At 68.2% G+C, this 18,477-nt stretch carries 23 protein-coding genes; 14 read left to right on the top strand and 9 right to left on the bottom strand.

Annotated features, from left to right (window positions below; genetic code table 11):
• Positions 1-6 precede the first annotated feature (6 nt).
• The 6 genes from HOV77_RS15015 (at position 7) to HOV77_RS14990 (ending at position 4,935) form a co-directional block, all read left to right on the top strand.
• Positions 7-2,550 (top strand): ATP-binding protein, encoded by a 2,544-nt coding sequence (locus HOV77_RS15015; RefSeq protein ID WP_290862600.1) that lies wholly within the window; start codon positions 7-9, stop codon positions 2,548-2,550.
• The gene (locus HOV77_RS15010; protein WP_290862598.1) at positions 2,547-3,227 is read left to right on the top strand and encodes a response regulator; all 681 of its coding nucleotides are present in this window, start codon (positions 2,547-2,549) and stop codon (positions 3,225-3,227) included. The genes HOV77_RS15015 and HOV77_RS15010 overlap by 4 nt, the downstream gene beginning before the upstream one ends.
• Positions 3,228-3,440: 213 nt before the next feature.
• Complete coding sequence (locus tag HOV77_RS15005) at positions 3,441-3,845, top strand: hypothetical protein (RefSeq protein ID WP_290862596.1); 405 nt, start codon at positions 3,441-3,443, stop codon at positions 3,843-3,845.
• Positions 3,846-3,945: 100 nt separating this feature from the next.
• Entirely contained in the window at positions 3,946-4,254 is a 309-nt protein-coding gene (locus tag HOV77_RS15000) for a PadR family transcriptional regulator (protein WP_290862664.1), read from the top strand.
• Entirely contained in the window at positions 4,251-4,607 is a 357-nt protein-coding gene (locus HOV77_RS14995) for a DUF1048 domain-containing protein (RefSeq protein WP_290862594.1), read from the top strand. The genes HOV77_RS15000 and HOV77_RS14995 overlap by 4 nt, the downstream gene beginning before the upstream one ends.
• A 1-nt stretch (position 4,608) precedes the next feature.
• Entirely contained in the window at positions 4,609-4,935 is a 327-nt protein-coding gene (locus HOV77_RS14990) for a DUF1048 domain-containing protein (RefSeq protein WP_290862592.1), read from the top strand.
• A gap of 114 nt (positions 4,936-5,049) precedes the next feature.
• Here the strand turns inward: HOV77_RS14990 and HOV77_RS14985 are convergent, their stop codons facing one another.
• Positions 5,050-5,844, bottom strand: a complete 795-nt coding sequence (locus HOV77_RS14985; protein WP_290862590.1) for a DUF899 domain-containing protein — start codon at positions 5,842-5,844, stop codon at positions 5,050-5,052.
• 182 nt (positions 5,845-6,026) lie between these two features.
• Between HOV77_RS14985 and HOV77_RS14980 the strand changes: the two genes are divergently transcribed.
• On the top strand, positions 6,027-6,371 hold the full coding sequence (locus HOV77_RS14980; protein ID WP_290862588.1) for a YciI family protein: 345 nt from the start codon (positions 6,027-6,029) through the stop codon (positions 6,369-6,371).
• 131 nt (positions 6,372-6,502) lie between these two features.
• Entirely contained in the window at positions 6,503-7,156 is a 654-nt protein-coding gene (locus HOV77_RS14975) for a hypothetical protein (RefSeq protein ID WP_290862586.1), read from the top strand.
• On the opposite strand, the gene HOV77_RS14970 is transcribed toward HOV77_RS14975, so the two are convergent.
• Positions 7,143-7,295: a hypothetical protein gene (locus HOV77_RS14970; protein WP_290862584.1), complete on the bottom strand. Its 153-nt coding sequence runs from the start codon at positions 7,293-7,295 to the stop codon at positions 7,143-7,145. The genes HOV77_RS14975 and HOV77_RS14970 overlap by 14 nt on opposite strands.
• A 197-nt stretch (positions 7,296-7,492) precedes the next feature.
• Here HOV77_RS14970 and HOV77_RS14965 point away from each other — a divergent pair, with 197 nt between their 5' ends.
• Together HOV77_RS14965 and HOV77_RS14960 are read left to right on the top strand one after the other, a co-directional pair.
• Positions 7,493-7,906 (top strand): PPOX class F420-dependent oxidoreductase, encoded by a 414-nt coding sequence (locus tag HOV77_RS14965; protein WP_290862582.1) that lies wholly within the window; start codon positions 7,493-7,495, stop codon positions 7,904-7,906.
• Between the two features lie 228 nt (positions 7,907-8,134).
• Positions 8,135-8,509, top strand: a complete 375-nt coding sequence (locus HOV77_RS14960) for a hypothetical protein (RefSeq protein WP_290862580.1) — start codon at positions 8,135-8,137, stop codon at positions 8,507-8,509.
• Positions 8,510-8,531: 22 nt separating this feature from the next.
• On the opposite strand, the gene HOV77_RS14955 is transcribed toward HOV77_RS14960, so the two are convergent.
• The 5 genes from HOV77_RS14955 to HOV77_RS14935 are packed head-to-tail and all read right to left on the bottom strand — an operon-like array spanning position 8,532 to position 12,794.
• Positions 8,532-8,915, bottom strand: a complete 384-nt coding sequence (locus HOV77_RS14955; protein WP_290862578.1) for a PPOX class F420-dependent oxidoreductase — start codon at positions 8,913-8,915, stop codon at positions 8,532-8,534.
• Positions 8,912-9,514, bottom strand: coding sequence for a dihydrofolate reductase family protein (locus HOV77_RS14950; RefSeq protein ID WP_290862576.1), 603 nt, complete (start codon positions 9,512-9,514; stop codon positions 8,912-8,914). Before HOV77_RS14950 ends, HOV77_RS14955 begins: the two co-directional genes overlap by 4 nt.
• Positions 9,515-9,531: 17 nt before the next feature.
• Positions 9,532-10,857 carry an FAD-binding oxidoreductase gene (locus HOV77_RS14945; RefSeq protein WP_290862574.1) on the bottom strand — a complete coding sequence of 442 codons (1,326 nt, stop codon included), beginning with the start codon at positions 10,855-10,857 and terminating at the stop codon, positions 9,532-9,534.
• A 24-nt stretch (positions 10,858-10,881) separates the two neighbouring features.
• Positions 10,882-11,718, bottom strand: coding sequence for a helix-turn-helix transcriptional regulator (locus HOV77_RS14940; protein ID WP_290862572.1), 837 nt, complete (start codon positions 11,716-11,718; stop codon positions 10,882-10,884).
• Between the two features lie 32 nt (positions 11,719-11,750).
• A complete protein-coding gene (locus HOV77_RS14935; RefSeq protein ID WP_290862570.1) occupies positions 11,751-12,794 on the bottom strand; it encodes a DNA polymerase IV in 1,044 nt (347 codons plus the stop codon).
• A 142-nt stretch (positions 12,795-12,936) separates the two neighbouring features.
• Here HOV77_RS14935 and HOV77_RS14930 point away from each other — a divergent pair, with 142 nt between their 5' ends.
• Both HOV77_RS14930 and HOV77_RS14925 read left to right on the top strand, forming a co-directional pair.
• Positions 12,937-14,067 carry a DUF4185 domain-containing protein gene (locus HOV77_RS14930; RefSeq protein WP_290862568.1) on the top strand — a complete coding sequence of 377 codons (1,131 nt, stop codon included), beginning with the start codon at positions 12,937-12,939 and terminating at the stop codon, positions 14,065-14,067.
• Between the two features lie 16 nt (positions 14,068-14,083).
• A complete protein-coding gene (locus tag HOV77_RS14925; RefSeq protein ID WP_290862566.1) occupies positions 14,084-15,337 on the top strand; it encodes a serine hydrolase domain-containing protein in 1,254 nt (417 codons plus the stop codon).
• A gap of 9 nt (positions 15,338-15,346) precedes the next feature.
• Here the strand turns inward: HOV77_RS14925 and HOV77_RS14920 are convergent, their stop codons facing one another.
• Positions 15,347-15,958 carry a TetR family transcriptional regulator gene (locus HOV77_RS14920; protein WP_290862564.1) on the bottom strand — a complete coding sequence of 204 codons (612 nt, stop codon included), beginning with the start codon at positions 15,956-15,958 and terminating at the stop codon, positions 15,347-15,349.
• An 80-nt stretch (positions 15,959-16,038) separates the two neighbouring features.
• On the opposite strand from HOV77_RS14920, the gene HOV77_RS14915 reads away from it, so the two are divergent.
• Positions 16,039-16,455 (top strand): hypothetical protein, encoded by a 417-nt coding sequence (locus HOV77_RS14915; RefSeq protein WP_290862562.1) that lies wholly within the window; start codon positions 16,039-16,041, stop codon positions 16,453-16,455.
• A 268-nt stretch (positions 16,456-16,723) separates the two neighbouring features.
• A complete protein-coding gene (locus HOV77_RS14910) occupies positions 16,724-17,659 on the top strand; it encodes a hypothetical protein (RefSeq protein WP_290862560.1) in 936 nt (311 codons plus the stop codon).
• A 20-nt stretch (positions 17,660-17,679) separates the two neighbouring features.
• Here HOV77_RS14910 and HOV77_RS14905 read toward each other — a convergent pair whose 3' ends face one another.
• Positions 17,680-18,441, bottom strand: a complete 762-nt coding sequence (locus HOV77_RS14905; RefSeq protein WP_290862558.1) for a helix-turn-helix transcriptional regulator — start codon at positions 18,439-18,441, stop codon at positions 17,680-17,682.
• Positions 18,442-18,477: the final 36 nt, after the last annotated feature.

The following is an 18,477-nucleotide window of genomic DNA, read 5'->3' as shown; positions in this document are numbered from 1 at the left end:
GGAAACGTGCCACGCGGAACCCTGCGGATCTATCTCGGGGCCGCGCCGGGTGTGGGCAAGACCTACAAGATGCTCGAGGAGGGCAACCGGCGCCGGGAGCGGGGGACCGATGTCGTGGCCGGTCTGGTGGAGACGCACGGCCGCAAGCTGACCGAGGCGATGATCGGAGATCTGGAGGTCGTCCCGCGCAAGACCATGGAGTACCGCGGGGCGACCTTCACCGAGATGGACGTGGACGCCGTGCTGGCCCGGCGACCGGCGGTGGCGCTGATCGACGAGTTCGCCCACACGAACGTGCCGGGCAGCCGCAACGCCAAACGGTGGCAGGACATCACCGAGCTGCTCGACGCGGGCATCTCGGTGGTGACCACCCTCAACATCCAGCACATCGAGTCGCTCAACGACGTCGTCGAGTCGATCACCAAGATCCACCAGAAGGAGACGGTTCCCGACGCGATCGTCCGGCAGGCGGCTCAGATCGAGCTCGTCGACATGACAGCCGAGGCGCTGCGGAGCCGGATGGCTCACGGCAACGTCTACGGGCCCGAGAAGGTGGACGCCGCGCTCGGCAACTACTTCCGGGTCGGCAACCTCACCGCGCTGCGGGAGCTCGCCCTGCTGTGGCTGGCTGACAAGGTCGACGACCAGCTGGAACGCTACCGGGCCGAGCACAACATCGGCGGCGTCTGGGAGGCGCGGGAACGCGTAGTCGTGGCGCTGACCGGTGGCCCGGAAGGGGACACCCTCATCCGGCGAGCGGGGCGGATCGCCGACCGGAGCAAGGGCGCCGAGTTGCTCGCCGTGCACGTCGCGCGCAGTGACGGCCTCGCGGCGGGCACCGACCCCGCCCATCTCGCCCGGCAGCGCGTACTGGTCGAGGGGATCGGCGGGAGCTATCACGAGGTCATCGGCGACGACATCCCGCGCGCGTTGCTCGACTTCGCCCGCGCGGTCAACGCCACCCAGCTCGTCCTCGGGGCGAGCCGGCGCGGCCGGTTCGCCCAGATCTTCGCGCCCGGCGTCGGGGTGACCACCACCGCCGAGTCGGGGCCGATCGACGTGCACCTCGTGACCCACGAGGAGACCAAGCCCGTCTCGCTGCGGCGACCTCTGCGCGGTGGGCTGACCTGGCGGCGGCGGATCGCCGGGTTCGCCCTCACCGCAGTCCTCCTTCCGCTGCTGACCTTCGCGCTGACCCAAGCGCGGGAAGAACTCTCGCTGCCCAGCGACATCCTGATCTTCCTGTCGGCGGTCGTCCTCATCGGACTCATCGGCGGCATCCTGCCCGCCGTCGTCGCCGCCGTCGTGGGGTTCCTCCTGCTGAACTACTACTTCACGCCGCCCATCCATCTGTGGACCGTCGCCGAACACGAGAACCTGCTGGCGTTGCTCGTCTTCGTCCTCGTCGCCGTCGCGGTCAGCGCCACTGTGGACCTGGCCGCCCGGCGTACGCTCGAAGCGGCGCGCGCCCGGGCCGAAGCGCAGACGTTGTCCACCGTCGCGGGCAGTGTCCTGCGCGGGGAACGTCCACTGCCGGCCCTGCTGGAGCAGTTGCGTGAGACGTTCACGCTCACCAGCGTCACCTTGCTGGAACGGCGCCCGGACACGCCACGGTCACCGGACATGCGCCGGGATCCGGCGAAGTGGCAGGTCGCCGCCAGCGTCGGCGGACATCCCTCGGCCAGCCCGGCCGACGGTGACGTCGACGTGCCGGTAGACGAGGAGCTGGCTCTCGTCCTGGCCGGACATCCCCTCGACGCCGGGGATCAGCGGGTGGTCGAGGCGTTCGCCGCGCAGGCCGCGACCGCTCTGCGCCAGGAGCGCCTGGCCGAGCAGGCGGCCGCCGCCGCACCGCTCGCCGAGGCCGATCGAGTACGCACAGCGCTCCTCCAAGCCGTGAGCCACGATCTGCGTACGCCGTTGACGTCGGCGAAAGCGGCGATCGGCAGCCTCCGCAGCCCCGATGTGGAGTTCGCCGAGGCAGATCGCCGGGAACTGCTGACCGCCGCCGACGAGTCGCTGGACAAGCTGACCCGGCTCGTCGACAACCTCCTCGACATGAGCCGTCTCCAGGCGGGCGCGCTCGGGATGGCGATCCAGCCGGCCAGCGTCGCCGAGGTGGCCGGGCTGGCCTTGCGCGATCTAGGGCCGGTGGCTTCGAGCGTGCGAATGCACGTGTCCGACGATCTTCCCGAGGTCGCCGCCGACCCGGCCCTGCTCGAACGCATCCTCGCCAACCTGTTCGCCAACGCGCTGCGATACAGCCCACCGGATCGGCCGCCGACCGTCAACGCCAGCGAACACGACGACCGGGTGGAGATCCGGATCGCCGACCACGGCCCCGGCATCCCCGCCGGCGATCGGGAGCACGTCTTCCAGCCGTTCCAACGGCTCGGCGACCGCGACAACACCACCGGCGTCGGCCTCGGCCTCGCGTTGTCCCGAGGGCTCGCCGAAGCCATGGGTGGAAGTGTCGAACCGCAGACCACACCCGGCGGGGGAGTCACGATGATCGTGAGCCTGCCCATCGCGCTTCAGGGGGAGATGTGACCCGGGTCCTCATCGTCGACGACGAGCCGCAGATCCTCCGGGCTTTGCGGATCAACCTGACCGCCCGGCAGTACGACGTCATCGTCGCCGCCGACGGCACCCAGGCACTGCACGCGGCGGCCCACGAGCACCCCGACCTCGTCGTGCTCGACCTCGGCCTGCCCGATGTCGACGGCGTCGAGGTCATCCGGAAGCTGCGTACCTGGTCGCCGGTGCCGATCATCGTCGTGTCAGGCCGGGCCGGCAGCGCCGACAAGGTCGACGCGCTCGACGCCGGAGCCGACGATTACGTCACCAAACCGTTCAACATGGACGAGCTGCTGGCCCGGCTCCGCGCCGTCACCCGGCGGCTCGCCGAGGCGGATGTTCCGGCGACTTCGCGCATCGGTGCGTACGAGGTGGATCTGACCGCGCACACGGTGAACGACACGGCCGGCGGCGATCCGGTGCACCTGACTCGGACCGAATGGCTCCTGCTCGAAGCCCTGATCCGGCACCCGGGCGCACTGATCACCCAGCGCCAGCTGCTGCAGCAGGTCTGGGGTCCTACCTACGCGACCGAGACGCAATATCTCCGGCAGTACATGGCGCAGCTGCGCCGAAAGCTCGAATCCGATCCCGCCCGGCCACGGCATCTGCTGACGGAACCGGGCATGGGCTACCGCTTCCTGCCCTGACCGCGTCGCAACTGGCGTCGGTTACCTAATTCGCGGTCGTGAGTCACCTTACTCATTCCTCCGAGCCCGGCTGAACCTAGCGTTCTGCGCAGTGGCTACGCCTGTTCCAGCGTGTCAGACGGCGTGACAGCCCGACGACGGGCCCGTGACAGGACGGCGGCCGATCGTAGACGCATCGAGAACGAAGCCGGCACGACAATGAAGGAGCACGACATGTCCATCACCCTCTCCGCTCAGGACAAGCTGACCCTGCGTTCCGGCGCGTACGGCGCGGTGTCGCTGCTCGCGGCGGCCGGCGCGGTCGGCGGTTCCGCCCACAAGATCGCGACCAACGGTTCGCTCGCCCTCGCCTCGGCCACCGGCCCGGTCGGGCACGTGCTCGCCGAGAAGCGCGGCGGCATGGATCTCAGCGGCAAGTCGGTCGCCGAGCTGGCCGACAAGGTCCTGCCGGCGCTCACCGCGTCGATGAGCCTGCTCAAGGCACAGGCTCCGGCCGAAGCCGACAACTACCGGGGCATCGTCCTGGTCGCCGTCGAATCGGCGCTCGGCGACCGGCAACCCAGCCCGGTCCTGGCCGACATGACCCGCAAGATCACCGCAGCGCTCGACGCCGCCTGACGGCGTTCCCCCTTGCCTCTACCTAGTGCTACTGTATAGTGGTACTCGGTAGCACTAGGTAGAGGCAAGCCGGAGGCGCGCGGTGGACGACTTGACGGAGATGCTGAAAGGCACGCTCGAAGGCTGTGTGCTGCACATCGTCGGCGGCGAGGAGACCTACGGATACGCCATCACCCGCCGCCTGAACGATCTCGGCTTCACCGACGTCGTCGAGGGCACGGTCTACACGATCTTGCTGAGGTTGGAACGCAACGGACTGGTCGACGTCACGAAACGGCCGTCCGAAGTCGGGCCGCCTCGCAAGTTCTACGCCCTCAACGACGCCGGACGCCGGGAACTCGAAAGATTCTGGGCCAAGTGGCAGTACGTCTCGTCGCGCATCGACAGCCTGAAGGAGGGCGGCAGATGAACTTCTGGGAGACCATCACCGGCAGCGATCTAACGCGGCAATGGAAAGCGTTCGAGGCGCGCGCCTCGGCATTGCCCGGTGATTATCAAGCGGCCTGGGCCCAGATCAAGGGCCACCTCTTTCCGTACGGGGACTTCAGCGGCCGCAACCTGACGCCGATCGTCGACGGTGCGCTGGCGCTTCTCGAAGAGGCGTACGCGGAGGGGCAGAGCGTCGGCGACGTGCTCGGCGACGACATCGCCGGGTTCTGCACCGCGCTGGCCGGCGGGCACGGAGCGCGGACCTACCGCGATCGCTGGCGTGAGCAGTTGAACCGGAACGTCGCCCGCAAACTCGGCCGGCTGGGAGGCTGACATGGGATTCCAGGACATCATCGAAGGCAAGCGGCAATGGCGGGAGCACGTCGCCCGGGTCAAGGCGCTGCCGCCGGACTACCGGATCGTCTACGAGGAGATGCAGAAGTACCTCTTCAAGGTCGGCCCGGTCGATCTGGCCGAAGGCAACCTCCTCCAGGGCATCGTGGACTTCTTCGAGGAAGGCGCCGCCAGCGGCAAAGGCGTACTGGAACTCATCGGCACCGACGTCGCCGCCTTCTGCGACGGCCTGATCAAGGACTCGCCAACCTACGCGGACATCTATCAGGAGTCGCTGCGTAAGAAGAAGGCCGGCGATGAGAAGTGATGCCCGGACCTTGCTGCTGCTTCGTCAGCGCGCCGGCCGTCGGCGGGTACGCGTCCTGCGGCTGCGCTTGTCGATGTGGGCACGCAAGGTCCGGTTGGGCTGATTCTCCAGCGCTCAACAGCCGCAGTCGCAGGCCTTGGCCGTGTTCTCCTCGGTCGCCGTGTTCTCCGCTGTGAAGAACGGGGAGTTGCCGAACACAGCGGCTGAGCGTCCCTTCGGCTCCTCCCACTCCTCCTGACGGCCGAGCGCCGTCAGATCGAGGAAGCCGTACGCCCCGCCGAGGTGGTCGGTTCCTCGGGCATAGGTGGAATACGTGTGGAAGATGCCGTCCGGCGTACGCAGGAAGCAGCTCATCCCGGAGATCTCCGACGGCTCGTCCGCCATGTCCGCCATACCGGCGGCGCGCAGCTCGTCCGCGTCGCGGTAGTTGAACACGACCGGGGCGACGGCCGGGTCGAGCGTGACGTGGTAGTCGTAGTTGAACGTGGAAGCCGACGAGGAGTACCACGGCAGGAAGTCCCAGCCACGCTTATCCCGGTACGCCGCCAGCTTCGGATACGGAGCCCGCGACACGGCGGCGAACGCCGTGTTGCGGTGTGCCAGGTGAGCCAGGAACGGGGCGCTCAGCTCGTCCAGCGCACCGGTGCAGCCGGGGCAGGCGTCCTCCCACTCCGGTTTGAACATGACGTGCTGCACGACCAGCTGCGAATGGCCGCCGAAGAGGTCGTCCAGGCGTACCTCGCCGTCCGGGCCGGTGAAGACGTAATCGGTGTCGACCCGCACCATCGGCAGCCGCCGCCGGTCGGCGTTGAGCGCGTCGCGTCGCCGCGTGACCTCCTTCTCCTGAACCAGGAACGCTTTGCGGGCGGTCAGCCACTCCTCGCGCGACACGATGTCGGGCAGGCTCATGGGGTCCTCCTCGGGTTCTCTCTTCTTCGACTCTCACCTCACCGACGAACGAGCCCCGCCGAGCCGGACACCTGCGCGGAAGAAATCTTGGATTATCTTCGAGCTGATGTGTCGGATCCGTCCGAGGCCGTTCGTAGCGATGGTGGGCCGGACGCCGGGTCCGGCCGAGGAGAGGAACGAACATGGCCGAATACCTCATCTACTTCAACCAGCAGTGGGTGGGCGACCACAGCGAGGAATGGTTCAACGGACGCGGCCCGCTCGCCAAGGCGGTCGTCGAGGAGATCAAGGCCGCCGGTGCGTACGTCTTCGCCGGCGGGCTGGAGGAACCGGACGGCCCCGTCTTCAGCGCCGACGCCACGAGCGGGCAAGTGCTGTTCACCGACGGTCCCTACGTCGAGACGAAGGAGTTCCTCGGCGGGCTGACGATCGTGGACGTGCCCGACGAGGAGACCGCCCGGATGTGGGCCGGCAAGATCGCGGTCGCGTGCGGCTGGCCTCAGGAAGTTCGCAAGTTCAAGGGGTGACGCGAGTTCGGGCTTCGGGCGCGGCTCGACCGGTCGCGCCCGAAGTGCCGGTTTCGCACCGGCCGATCATGCTACGCGTCGTGCACCGCATGGCGTCTTGCCGGCTGCGTGCGTACGGGCCACACTGCGACATGGACGAGTCACGAACGCTCCAGCGCGCGGCCTGGGCCGGTGTCGCCTCGATCGTGCTGCTGGCGGCCGGCATCGCCCTGTGCGCGCAAGTCGGCGTCGACGCGCCCCAGAACTCGGATGCCTCGATCCTCGTACGGGTCGACGACGGTGCGCGGCAGGCCGCCGCTGGCATCGGCCTGCCGGTGCTCGGCGTCGGAGTCGCGCTGCTGCTGTGGTTCGCCACCGGCCTGCGGCGCGTGCTGGACCGGCTGTCCGGCGGCGACTCGCTCGCACACGCGATCGTCCCGGCGGCGGCGCTGCTCGGCGGTCTGACGATCACCGGGGTGTCGCTCGACGTGTCGAGCGCGATCACGACCGTGATGTCCGACGAGTACGCCCCCGACGCCGACCTCGCCCGTCTCCTCGGGACCGCCGGAGGACTGGTCGCGTTCACCGGGCTCATCGGCGGCGCGGTGATGGTCGCCGTCACGGCGCGGATCGCCCAACAGACACGTGCTGCGAGTACGCGGGCGGTCTGGGTGTCCTACGTGCTCGCCCTCGTCTGCGTGTCCGGGTACTGGAGCATGGGCGCGGCATCGGTGGCATTCGCGCTGTGGCTCGCCGGCGCAGTCGTCGGGATGCTGCGGTTCAGCCGCTCGCTCAGGAACGCTTGACCGCCTCCGACGGCGTCAGCTGCCCTATCTGTCGGCGGCGCATGATCCGCCGGCGCAGTACGCCGAACAGACCGGACAGTCCGAGGAATGCGGCCGCCATCGCCTCGACGATGACCTGGCCGGGGTCCTCCTGAGGCACGAAGGCGGCCGCCGCGGCGAGGTAGACGCTTGTACGCCGTTGCCGTCCCGGCAGACGAAGACTTTGGCGAACCGGTCGCTGGCCACGAAGCTGCTGATCTCGACCGGTGGTTCATCGGGTGCTCCGTCGGGTCGGAGGCGACCATGATCGCACACCGTGGCGCGGACGGTGGGCTGGAGGCCGACTACGCTGGCCGCGTGACGATCAAGCTGAGCGACGAGGCGCGGCGGCTGTTCAACCAGCCGGTCTTCGCCATCCTGAGTACGGTGGGACCGAACGGCGCGCCGCAGTCCAGCGTGATCTGGGTGCGTACGGACGGCGACGAGGTGCTGTTCTCGACGATCCGCGGGCGGCTGAAGGCGCGCAACATGGAGCGCAACCCGCGGATCAGCCTCTGCGCGTACGACCCGGAGGACCCGTACTTCTATGTCGAGATCCGGGGCACGGTGTCGATGGTCGAGGAAGGCGGAGTCGAGCTGATCGACGAGCTTTCCCGGGCGTACGACGGCGTCGCCTGGAAGGTCCGTCCGGACGAGACGCGCGTCGTATGCCGTGTGACGCCGACGAAGGTCATCGAGCACCAGACGTCGCAGAGCAAGAAATCCCACTAACGGCACGGCAGCATCCGACATACGTGAGAACGGTGTTCCGCGAAGCGGAACACCGGGTTGTGCATACGGTGTGGTTGCCGCTGGATGAGAGGCATGAAACGTAGAACTTGGGCGTCGCTGTTGTGTATCGGCGTGACGGCGCTTGCGATGGCCGCGCCCGCCACCGCTCATGCCGACACAGCCAGCGTCACTTGCACTGCGACACAGCAGATCACGTACTCGCCGGGCATGCATCTGTACACCCAGACGATCACGACCTCGGGCACCCTGGCGTACTCCTGCATCGGTGGCGTCCAGTCAGGAACGACCGGCTTCGTGGTCACGGAGGATCGCAACTGCCTGACGCTCAGCACCCCCGACATCGACTATCTCGTCACCTGGAACGACGACACCACCAGTGAGATCCACGTTCACGCGACTGTCGTCATCGCCGATGGCCAGACCGTCGTGACCAAGACGGGAACCGTCACCGCCGGCCGGTTCTCCGGTGCCACCACGGTGGAGGTCCTCACCGGTCCGGTCGTCGATGTGCTGGTATGCCTGAGCACCGCTGGACTGACCAGCGACACCGAGTACGGCACGCTCGAACTCTTCGCACCGTAGACAGGTCAGTCGGGCGGCGGATTCAGGCGATGCCGACGGTTTGCCGCCCGGGTTCGACGACCGCCACGACCCGGTCGAGCTCCCGCGAGTAGGGCGCGCCGATGTACTTCTGGGCGAGTCCGTCGATGATCTGCCAGGCGGCGTCGCCGTCGAGCCATTCGACGACCCGGCCCCGGATGACGACCGGTTCGAAGGGATTGTCGGCGGGCGCGATGGACAGAGTGAGGCGGGGATCGCGGCGCAGGTTGCGGGCTTTGCGCGTATCCGGGCCGGTGAGGAAGACGATGCGGTCGCCGTGCGTGCCGACCCAGAGCGGAACCGAGTGCGGCGACCCGTCGGCGCTGACGGTGGCGAGATGGGCGATCGGCGTGCCGTCGAGGACGCGGCGTACGTCGGGGCGGATCATCGGATCACCTCGTAGTGCAGGTGGGTCACGCCTGGGGCGGGGATGGCGTCCACCAGACGAAGACTCACGTGGTCGGGCAGGGTCTGGAAGAACGGGCGGCCCTCGCCGAGCAGAATCGGCACTTGGTGCAGGATGACCTCGTCGACGAGTCCGGCGTTGAGCGCCGCTGTGACCGCTCCGCCTCCCATAAGGCCGACGTCCTTGCCACCGGCGGCGGCGCGGGCCTGGGCGACGGCGTCCTCGATGCTCGTGACGAGGGTCTGCGCTGCGCTGTCCTCAGGCAAAGGCCGGTGGCTCAGGACGAACAGCGGTGCCGTCGGGTGTGGACTTCCTCCGCCGAAATGGCTGGAGTGCTCGTACGTCGTGCGGCCCGCGATGATCGCGCCCACCCGGGCGGCCTGCGTGTCGAAGAACTCGGCGCTTCGCTCGCTGAGCTTGAACCCGTCGAACACCTCACTCGCGGTGTCGCCGTGGAAATACCAGTCGAAGAGCATCGGGGCATCACCCAGGCCTCGTCCGAACTCCTCCTGGCCGACCGGCGTACGCCCGCTGATGTAGCCGTCGACGGAGACGGCGTGTGCGCAGATAACTTTGCTCATGTGAGCCCCCAAAGGTGCTAGATCGCTTGTGGGAAGTCGAAGAATCGGTGCGGGTCGTACGCCTTCTTGACCGCGGCCAATCGTGCATAGTTGCTCCCGTGGTATGCCGTTGCCCAGTCGTCGAGCGCCGGATCGGGAAAGTTCGGGTAGACCCGTCCCGTGCCGTCTTCGTGCGCGATCGCCCTGGAACGGTCCACCCATGGGTCGGTCGCTTCGCCGATGTGCTCGAGGAGAAAGCGTGTGCCGCGGTGGGCGAAGGCGGTGGCGTTCTCGGCGATCCGGTTGTACGCCCCGCCCATCGCGGTGAAGCTGAGCCGACGCCGCCCGCCCGCTCCCGGTTCGCCGAGACTCGCGAGCGGCGAGGCGAGATTCGCGAGCAGCGAAGTGAGGACGCCGTCGGACAACGCCCGGGCGAAGAACTCCGACCGCATACGGTCTGGGCGATTGTTTCCGTCACCGGCTTCGGGCTCGGTGAACGTCTGCTTCAGCCGGTGGTAGGGCAGATCCGGGAGAAGCTCCACCGTGGTGGCGACACCGGCGTACTTGGTGAACTCCTGGAGGAGCTCACGAGTCGTCTGCTCATCGAGGGTCGCCGCGCCGAAAAGGGTGGCTCGCTGAGCGTCCACGGTGAGGTTGACCGTCAGGTCGTCGGGGGCGTCCGGTGCCCAGGTCTGCCACGCAACGACGACATCCCCTATTCCGTCGCCTGACCAATGAGCTTCCACACGGGTGGTCGCCGGCTCGGGGACGGTTTCGAAGCGGAGAGCCGTGACCACGCCGAACTGACCGCCTCCCGCTCCGCGTAGTGCCCAGAACAGATCGGGTTCGTGGGCCTGATCGCAGTCGACCACCGTGCCGTCGGCGAGTACGACTTGCGCGCCGACGAGCCGATCGCAGGTCAGCCCGTGCTTGCGGCCGAGCAGGCCGAGGCCGCCGCCGAGAGTCAGCCCGGTGATCCCCACGGTGGGGCCGCATCCGGCGGGCAGTGTCCGGCCGTACGCGTGCAGTGTCGCGTACACGTGGGCCAGACGTGCACCGGCACCGATCGTTGCGAGCCCGTCGCTGGTGACGGTGATGCCGTCGAGGCGGGCCAGGTCGAGCAGGACACCGTCGGTAGAGGACCGCCCGGCGAAGCAGTGCCCGCCGCCGCGCACCGCCACGGAGTCACCGGATGCGGCCGCGTACGCCAAGCCGGCGACGACGTCGTCGACCGAACGACACCGGACGATGAGTCGAGGTCGCACGTCCTGGTACGCCGCATGTACGGGACGGCGAACGGCGTCGTAATCCGGCGACTCCGGCTGGAGTGCTACGCCGTCGGGAAATCTGGTCAGGTCGGGCACGAATCGAATCTATGGGGGCCCGGACTACCGGTCTTGAACAAATCGCGCATGCCGACCGGCCAGGAACGGCCGGTACGAGGCCGAATGATCGTGACCGCACGCACACCGGTCGAGGCTGCCGCCCAGCAACTGCCCCGGTGTCAGACCGGTCAGGCGGAGACATTCACGGCTCAGATGCGCCTGATCGGCGTACCCGGCGTCGACGGCTAGCCCGGCCACGCCGTCGGCATCGCGGCGGCCCGTGGGCGTGGCACCGGCCTGGGCGAGCGCGAGGAATCCCTGGAACCGCAGCGTCCGCTGCAGCACCTTCGGGGTCAGCCCGAGCGTCCGGAGACAGCGGCGTCGCAACTGGCTGGCGGACAGTCCCACGTGACCGGCGACCGCGTCGACGTCGATCGGATACCAGGGCATCAGGGCCGTCACCGCCGCCGACACCTGCGGATCGGCTCTGACTTCGGTACGGAACTCGCTCAGGACATGAGCCTGCAAGCGCATCAGCGCCCGCTCGGGAGTCTCGGACGCCGCCATCGCGTCCATGAGCCGATTCGCCGAAGCCGCCCACAGATCCATCAGACCGACGCGCTGGTCGACCAGGTCGTCGAGCAACGTGGGCAGCGGCGGCACCGCGCCCGGCAGGAACCGCACACCGACGATCGTCGTGTACGCCGGGATGACCTCGATCTGCGGTCCGGTCAGCGGACCGACGAGCTGGGGGCGGCCCCCGATCGGGAAGTGGATCTCGACTCCGCCCGTCGGAAGGTGCCGCTGGACGTACGCCTCGGGTCCGGTGCGCTGCACCCAGACCGTCCGGACCACTCCCGAGAGCTGCGGAATCGGTGGTCGTTCGACGTAAGACTCCATCTCTGCCATCCTGCCACGGCGTACCACCCGGGTCAGGCGTCGTCGGACCGGAACTCGGCGCGTACGCCGATCAATCGGACCGGTTTACGCCGCTCGAACCGGTCGAGCGCGACCATCGCGGCCGCCACCACGGCAGTCTCGTCATCGGCGTCTCCGGAAAGCACCCGCCCGTGCGTCTCCGTGAAGAACGGCGCGAAGCGCACCTTCACCACGACCCGGGCGATCCCACGCCCGTCGGCCAGCGCGGCCCGGGCGACGTCGGCGGCCATGCGGGCGACCTCGTCGCGTACCTCGGCCCAATCCGCCACATCCACCTGGAAGGTGTGTTCCTGCCCGGCCGACCGCGGAACCCACGGCGCTCCGGTTACCGGCGACTCGTCGCCGCCGTTCGCCAGCCGGACCAGCCAAGGCCCGGTCGTCGGCCCGAACACCTGAGCCAGTTCGACATCGCTCGCCGTGGCGAGCTGACGTACACTGTGGACACCGAGCTCGGCGAGTTTCCGGGAAGTCTTCGGGCCGATGCCCCACAACGCATCGGTGCCCAGATCACCCAAGACGGCGAACCAGTTCTCCGCGGTCAGCCGGAAGACGCCGCGCGGTTTGCCGAAGCCGGTCGCCGTCTTCGCCTGCAGCTTCGTGTGCCCGATGCCGACGCTGGAGTCCAGCCGCGTCGAAAGGCGTACTCGACGCTGAATCTCCTGCGCGAACACCTCAGGATCGCGCACCCGCCGCAGCGCCGGGTGGGCCAGGAACGCCTCGTCCCAGCCCAGCGGCTCGATCACCGCGCCCGAGTCGCGCAAGGTCGCGAACACCTGGGCCGAGGCCTCCTCATACGCCGCCCGGTCCACCGGCAGAAAAACAGCATCGGGGCACCGCCGGGCCGCGGTCCGCAGAGGTTGCCCAGAGTGTACGCCGAAAGCCCGAGCCTCGTAGGAGGCCGTGCTGACCACACCCCGCTTGGTCGGATCCCCGTCCCCGCCGACGACCAGCGGACGCCCTCGCAGTTCGGGCCGACGCAGAATTTCGACCGCCGCGATGAACTGGTCCAGATCCAGGTGCAGGATCCAGTCGGGCATACCCCCATTGTCGCCCGAATCGGGACGACTTCGAGCGGCTGCCCGCCACTCGGAAGGGCGATTTCGGCGGCTCCCACCCTGTTCCCGGCATAGCCTGGTGTGGTGGCCGCCCTTCGGGGCCGCGACGAAAGGGCTGGTGCTCATGGCTGGCGGCGAGGGAGGCTGGGAGCCCGACCGGCCCTGGCGGGAAATCGTCACGGGCGGCGCGGACCGGCTTCGCCCGGAGCCCCCGGTCCGGGATGCTTGGCGGGAGCTGACACAGCAACCCGCGGTATGCGTGAAGCAGCTGACCGGCGCGAACCTGGACACGACGCGCCGGTGGCGGGTGGCCGGCACCGATCTCGGCATCCCGTATCTGCTGGAGAACGGGTCGGTGGGCTTCCTGTTCGGCGACACGTTCGCGTCGGCCTGGCCGGAGGACGGAGACGACTGGCGTTCGCCGGTGATGTTGCGGTCGAACGTTCATCCCGCTGCTCCGGGCGGGATCGTGTTCGACTCGGCCGCTCGCGTACAGGGTGACGGCCGGGCGCCGCAGCTGATGGACTACATGCATTTTCGCAAGCCGTTTGCCAACCGCGATGCCGAGATCACCAGGATTCCGAACGACGGAGTCTCCTTTCCGGAGACGGGACGGCAGGTGCTGTCCTACATGGCGGTCTACGACTGGCCGCCGAACCAGCCGTGGCTGACCGGCCGGGCGGGGTTGGCGTACTCCGACAACGGCAACGACTTCCACGACGTCCCGGCCGCGACCTGGCCCAATGATGCGGCCAATGTCGATCCCTATCAAATGTGGACGATGCAACGAGACCGCAGATTCGTATACGTGTTCTCGGTTCGCGCCGGCCGGCAACAGGGGCCGATGATGCTGCGGCGCGTTCCGTGGCAACGCATTCTCGAACCGGAGGCGTACGAGCCGTTCGGGTGGCGCAAGGAGACGGGGTGGCGGTGGGGCCAACCGTGCACCTCTGTTCTTCAAGAGGCGCCTTTCGGGGAGCCATCCGTTCGCCTGCTCCGAGACGGCGTCTGGGCGATGACGTATTCGCTTCCCCGCGGAATCGTCTCCCGCCGGGCCGAACGGCCTGAGGGCCCTTGGAGCTACCCCAAGGTGCAGCTGACGGACGTGGAACTGCCGGCCCTCTACGGCGGGTTCATCCATCCCTACTCCACTAGCGCGGTCGGTGACCTGCACCTGACCGTGAGCACCTGGCTTCAGGACCCGCCTGGCACGTCGCGCACCTACCACGTGTCGCAGTACGCCGGGACGCTGTGAAGGGAAGTGATTCGCCATGCCGGGCAACGGATTCGAACTGCGGGAGAGCCTCAGCGGCGAACTCGGCGAGGCGCTCAAGGACTCGGTCGACTTCGACCGCCTTGCCGCCCGACTGGGCCGGCCGCACGGCGAGCGGAGGGTTTTCGAGGACGTCCTCGGCGAGCGACCCTTCAGAGTGGAGATCTCCGACGAGCCGCAGACGCCGTCGCGTACGCTCCACCGGCTCGACGTCGGCGGATTCGGCACCGACTTGGCCACCCAGCTCAACGGGCAGTGCAACGGGTACGCCCTGCGGTTGTCGGAGCCCGACGGGACGGGCTTGACGATGCAGAGCGGCAAAGCCCGCAACCTCGCTGAGGGCGACGTCTACTGGTCCTCCGACGTACGCATGAACGTGGCCAGCGTCAGTAAGCTGATCACCGCGATCGCCGCCCGCAAGGCGCTGGCCGACGCCGGTGTTCCGCCGGGGACCGCGATCTACCCGTTCCTTCCGTTGTACTGGCGACGCGGTCCGAGCGTGGACGACATCACGTTCGACATGTTGCTCACCCATCGTTCGGGCTTCTACAACCCCGTCACCGACTTCGCCCTCTACGGCGACCTCAAGGGGCAGATCGCGAGGGGAGCGCTGCTCGGCGTACCGCTGGGCAACGCCGCCTATCAGAACGTCAACTTCGGCCTGTTCCGCATCCTGATCCCGGTGGTCACGGGAGCCGTCAAGGTCTCGCTGACCGCGCCCAGTGGGCGAGAAGACGACCACGACCAGCTGTGGGACGCCCTGACGATTCAGGGTTATCACGATTACGTCCAGCAGCACGTGTTCGGCCCGGTGCAGATTTCCGGCGCGGCCACCATGAGTGTCCCCGGCAACGCCCTGGCCTACCGGTGGCCGATGCCGACCACGGGATGGGACTCGGGCGACCTCTCGGCCACTTCGGCCACGACGGGTTGGCACGTGACGGCAAACGAACTCGTCCGGCTGCTTCACGCGTACACGTATGGTCAGATTGTGCCTCGCGCCGACGCGCGAGCCATGTTCGAGTCGAGGTGGGGAGTCGATCGCGGCAAGCCGACCAGGGCCGGCCGTTACTTCCTCAAAGCGGGCCGGTGGGAGAGTGGCAACAAGCAGCTCGAGCAAGCCGTCGCGGGCCTGCTTCCCGGCGGTCTGCCCTTCGCCCTGCTGATGAACTCGCAGCTTGGCCCGGACACGACGCCCCTGGTCGACATCGTCGCCACCACCATCGAGGCGCACATCGTCCCGATCCTCTGAGAAATCAGGTCACGGGAGACGCAGGATCAACGTTAGCCCGGCGTCGAATGTGGCCTGAGCCGGATCGGGGACGTCGCCCAAGCGTGCGATGAGGCGCGCGACGGTGGGGAACCGGGCGGCGAAGTCGGCCTGCGTGGCCTCGTCCATGGTGGCTGCGCCGGTCGAGTCCTGCTCCTCGATGACCCGGCCGAACGTGAAGTGCAGCGCGGTGTAGATGGCGGTCGCCGCTTGGGCGGGGTCCTCGCCGGCGGATTCGGCGGCCCGCAAGGCGTATTCGGAGAGATAGCCGAGAGTCGGCGTACGCAGCGGCCGAGCGCCGGTGACCACCCGGGCGCCGTCGGGATACGCGAGCATCGCCGTACGCAGCCGCTGCAGCCGGGAGGCGAACCATTCGCGCCACGGCTCGGGACCCTCGTGCGGGGCCAGATCGCCCAGCGGGCCGGAGAGGATGGCTTCGCCCATCGCCTCCAGCAGCTCCTGTTTGCTCGCGAAACGCCAGTAGATGGCGGGGGCTTTGACCCCCAGCCGGGCGGTGAGCTTGCGGAAGGTCACCCCGTCGACGCCCTCCTCGCGAAGGAGGTCGAGGGCGGCGTCGGTGATCGATGTCGTGTCGAGCGCCATAGTCATTGACTCTATAACGCCGTTACAGATAGCCTCAACCACGTCAGCCTGTAACGCTGTTATAGAGACGGAGAACCGCCATGTACCAGCCCCTCATCGACGCGATGCGTGACTACCTCGACGCCGGCGTGACGATGGACCTCGACCGACTCGACGCCCGGTACGACGACGAGTTCGAGAACCTCCGCGTCGACCAGGCCGGCCAAGTCGTGCGGCTGACCAAGGAACAGTTCATGAGTCGGTTCGTCGCCATGAAGGCCCAGGGCCAGGCGATGGAGCCCGCAGACGACGCGACCTTCCCGGCGACCACCCTCTTCGGCGACTTCGGCACGGTGATCATGCGCCGGGAGAAGAACGGCAAGCCGACCCTCTACGCCTTCACCTGGCGAATGGCGGACGGGAAGCCGACCACGATCCTGCGCGAGTTCACCTTCGACGACGACCTGACCTACCTCATCCAGATCATGGCCGCCGCCTCGGCCGCGGCGCAGAAGTAACGACCGGCCGCAGCCCCGTTCTCTCGGTGCGTTGATCGTCGGCTTCCGACGTTGGTGGCGGAGATCAGCGGAGTTTTTGCGGGGTCATGGCACCGCGAATCTTCCGCTGATCATGACCGCCCATGATCAGGGTTAGTTCTGCGTCGCTATCACAGCCGAGAATTGACCATGATCATGGAACTCGGATAATTCGGCAACGACGGCCCGGGCCGCTTGACCATCATGTTCGGCAGCGACCATCCGTGGGCATGCGCTCGGAATGGACGAGGTGATCCGTCGTGTCGAGCGCACTCTGGACGAGTCCGCAGGTCGTTTCCCGATGACAGCCGACCCGGAAACGGGCGAATGGACCTGGTCGGACGACGGCGCGTGGTGCGGCGGCTTCTGGGTGGGTCTGCTCGAACTCGCAGCGCGGGTTTCCGGCAGCCGTCGCTTGAGCGCAGCGGCCGACGAGTACGCCGCCCGCCTCGCGCCGCGCATCACATCGCCAACCGTCATGCGCGGATTCCTGTTCTGGTACGGCGCGGCCTTGGCCCGTCACCCAGACACCGCCCGCGCAGCGGGCGCGCTGGTCGCTGCGGACTTCGATGCCGGACTGGGTGTGGTGCCACCCGGCCCGGACGATGTGACGCAGTACGCCTGGCCCCGCCCGGGCGCCTGCGTCGATGCGATGCCGGGCACGGTCGAACTACTCCGCTTCGCCGGGTACGCAGATCTCGCCGAAGCGCACGCCCGCAACACCTACAGCCTCTGCGTACGCCCAGACGGAGGGTTGCTGCAATGTGCCGATCGGGACGGCGCGTTCTCCGTGAACGGGGCTTCACCGAACAGCATCTGGTCGCGTGGCCACGCCTGGGGCATGCTCGGTCTCGTCCAGGCCGGCCTGACCGATCTGGCCGCCGTCGCCGCTGACTGGTGGCTTGCCAACGTCCCCGCGGACCGTGTCGCATACTGGGACTTCTCGTCCACCGCCGTTCGGGACACCTCCGCCACCGCCATCGCGGCCGCCGCCCTGGCCCGGCTCGGCGGGTCGTACCGAGATGCTGCCCGGGCGACGGTAGAAGCCCTGATGACCTCCCATCGCAATGCCGACGGCGTACTCGTTGACGGCTGCACGACGCTGAAGAACGCGGACGGCATAATCCGCCACGAGCTGATCTGGGGCGATTACTTCCTGCTGGAGACGCTCCTCCAACTCGCCTGAGGCGCGGCCAGGCCGGGCGGTCATTCCCTCGGCAGTTCGTACGCCGAGACCTCCCGCACCGCTGCCGCGGCGGCCGCCCGGTTGGCGACCTGCAGGCGTTCGAAGACGTTCTGAAGATGCTTGCGTACCGTCGACTCCGCGATGCCGAGTCGCCGTGCGATCTGGCGGTCGGTATGCCCGGCGGCGACGAGGCGCAGAAGTTCCCGCTGGCGCTGGGTGAGGGTGGCCGCGCCGGATCGGGCCGCCTGCCGTTGCCGATACATCTGGTACAGATGCGGCCGGAGCAGCCAGAGAATCGTTCGATCACGATCGGTGAAGTCGCGGCCGGTGTCGCGGAAGGCCGCCAGCCGCAGCGTACGCCCCGGCGCCCCGGCCAGGCACACGGTCATGTGATGGGCGATCCCGGCCGGTGCGAAGTACTCCGACCACATCCCGGTGTCGCGGTACTGCCGAGCCGAGTAGAAGTCCGAGATCTTGACGACGCTGTCCAAGTCGCCACTGCGATCGGGATACGCGCACGGTACGCAGTCCCAATAGTGCTGGAAGAACACGGCGAGCAGGTCCGGATCGCCGTCACCCGTCTCGACGGGCAGATCCTGCCATGGACGGGCGGAGCGCTGGGTGCTGTCGATGACACCGACCGACACCGCGTCGCAGCCGAGCAGCGACCGCAGTCCCTCGAGCATCGCCGAAGGCAGCAGCAACTCCGGCTCGCAGCCATGCTGCGCGCCCTCGACGATGAGGCGGCGCATCGCGCGCAGATCCCGATCGGCGGCCTTCACGAGCCGACCGTAGAAGCGCGGGTCGAGCCGTGGCAA

Source organism: Hamadaea sp. (assembly GCF_013362815.1).
Classification (GTDB): domain Bacteria; phylum Actinomycetota; class Actinomycetes; order Mycobacteriales; family Micromonosporaceae; genus Hamadaea.
Note: the sequence above shows the minus strand (reverse complement) of the source record. Positions and strands in the feature narration are given on the sequence as shown.

Coding starts and splice junctions, on each gene's coding strand:
- HOV77_RS15005 (WP_290862596.1), top strand. CDS start 3,441: ATGTCCATCACCCTCTCCGCTCAGGACAAGCTGACCCTGCGTTCCGGC.
- HOV77_RS15000 (WP_290862664.1), top strand. CDS start 3,946: ATGCTGAAAGGCACGCTCGAAGGCTGTGTGCTGCACATCGTCGGCGGC.
- HOV77_RS14995 (WP_290862594.1), top strand. CDS start 4,251: ATGAACTTCTGGGAGACCATCACCGGCAGCGATCTAACGCGGCAATGG.
- HOV77_RS14990 (WP_290862592.1), top strand. CDS start 4,609: ATGGGATTCCAGGACATCATCGAAGGCAAGCGGCAATGGCGGGAGCAC.
- HOV77_RS14985 (WP_290862590.1), bottom strand. CDS start 5,844: ATGAGCCTGCCCGACATCGTGTCGCGCGAGGAGTGGCTGACCGCCCGC.
- HOV77_RS14980 (WP_290862588.1), top strand. CDS start 6,027: ATGGCCGAATACCTCATCTACTTCAACCAGCAGTGGGTGGGCGACCAC.
- HOV77_RS14975 (WP_290862586.1), top strand. CDS start 6,503: ATGGACGAGTCACGAACGCTCCAGCGCGCGGCCTGGGCCGGTGTCGCC.
- HOV77_RS14960 (WP_290862580.1), top strand. CDS start 8,135: ATGCATCTGTACACCCAGACGATCACGACCTCGGGCACCCTGGCGTAC.
- HOV77_RS14955 (WP_290862578.1), bottom strand. CDS start 8,915: ATGATCCGCCCCGACGTACGCCGCGTCCTCGACGGCACGCCGATCGCC.
- HOV77_RS14950 (WP_290862576.1), bottom strand. CDS start 9,514: ATGAGCAAAGTTATCTGCGCACACGCCGTCTCCGTCGACGGCTACATC.
- HOV77_RS14940 (WP_290862572.1), bottom strand. CDS start 11,718: ATGGAGTCTTACGTCGAACGACCACCGATTCCGCAGCTCTCGGGAGTG.
- HOV77_RS14935 (WP_290862570.1), bottom strand. CDS start 12,794: ATGCCCGACTGGATCCTGCACCTGGATCTGGACCAGTTCATCGCGGCG.
- HOV77_RS14930 (WP_290862568.1), top strand. CDS start 12,937: ATGGCTGGCGGCGAGGGAGGCTGGGAGCCCGACCGGCCCTGGCGGGAA.
- HOV77_RS14925 (WP_290862566.1), top strand. CDS start 14,084: ATGCCGGGCAACGGATTCGAACTGCGGGAGAGCCTCAGCGGCGAACTC.
- HOV77_RS14920 (WP_290862564.1), bottom strand. CDS start 15,958: ATGGCGCTCGACACGACATCGATCACCGACGCCGCCCTCGACCTCCTT.
- HOV77_RS14915 (WP_290862562.1), top strand. CDS start 16,039: ATGTACCAGCCCCTCATCGACGCGATGCGTGACTACCTCGACGCCGGC.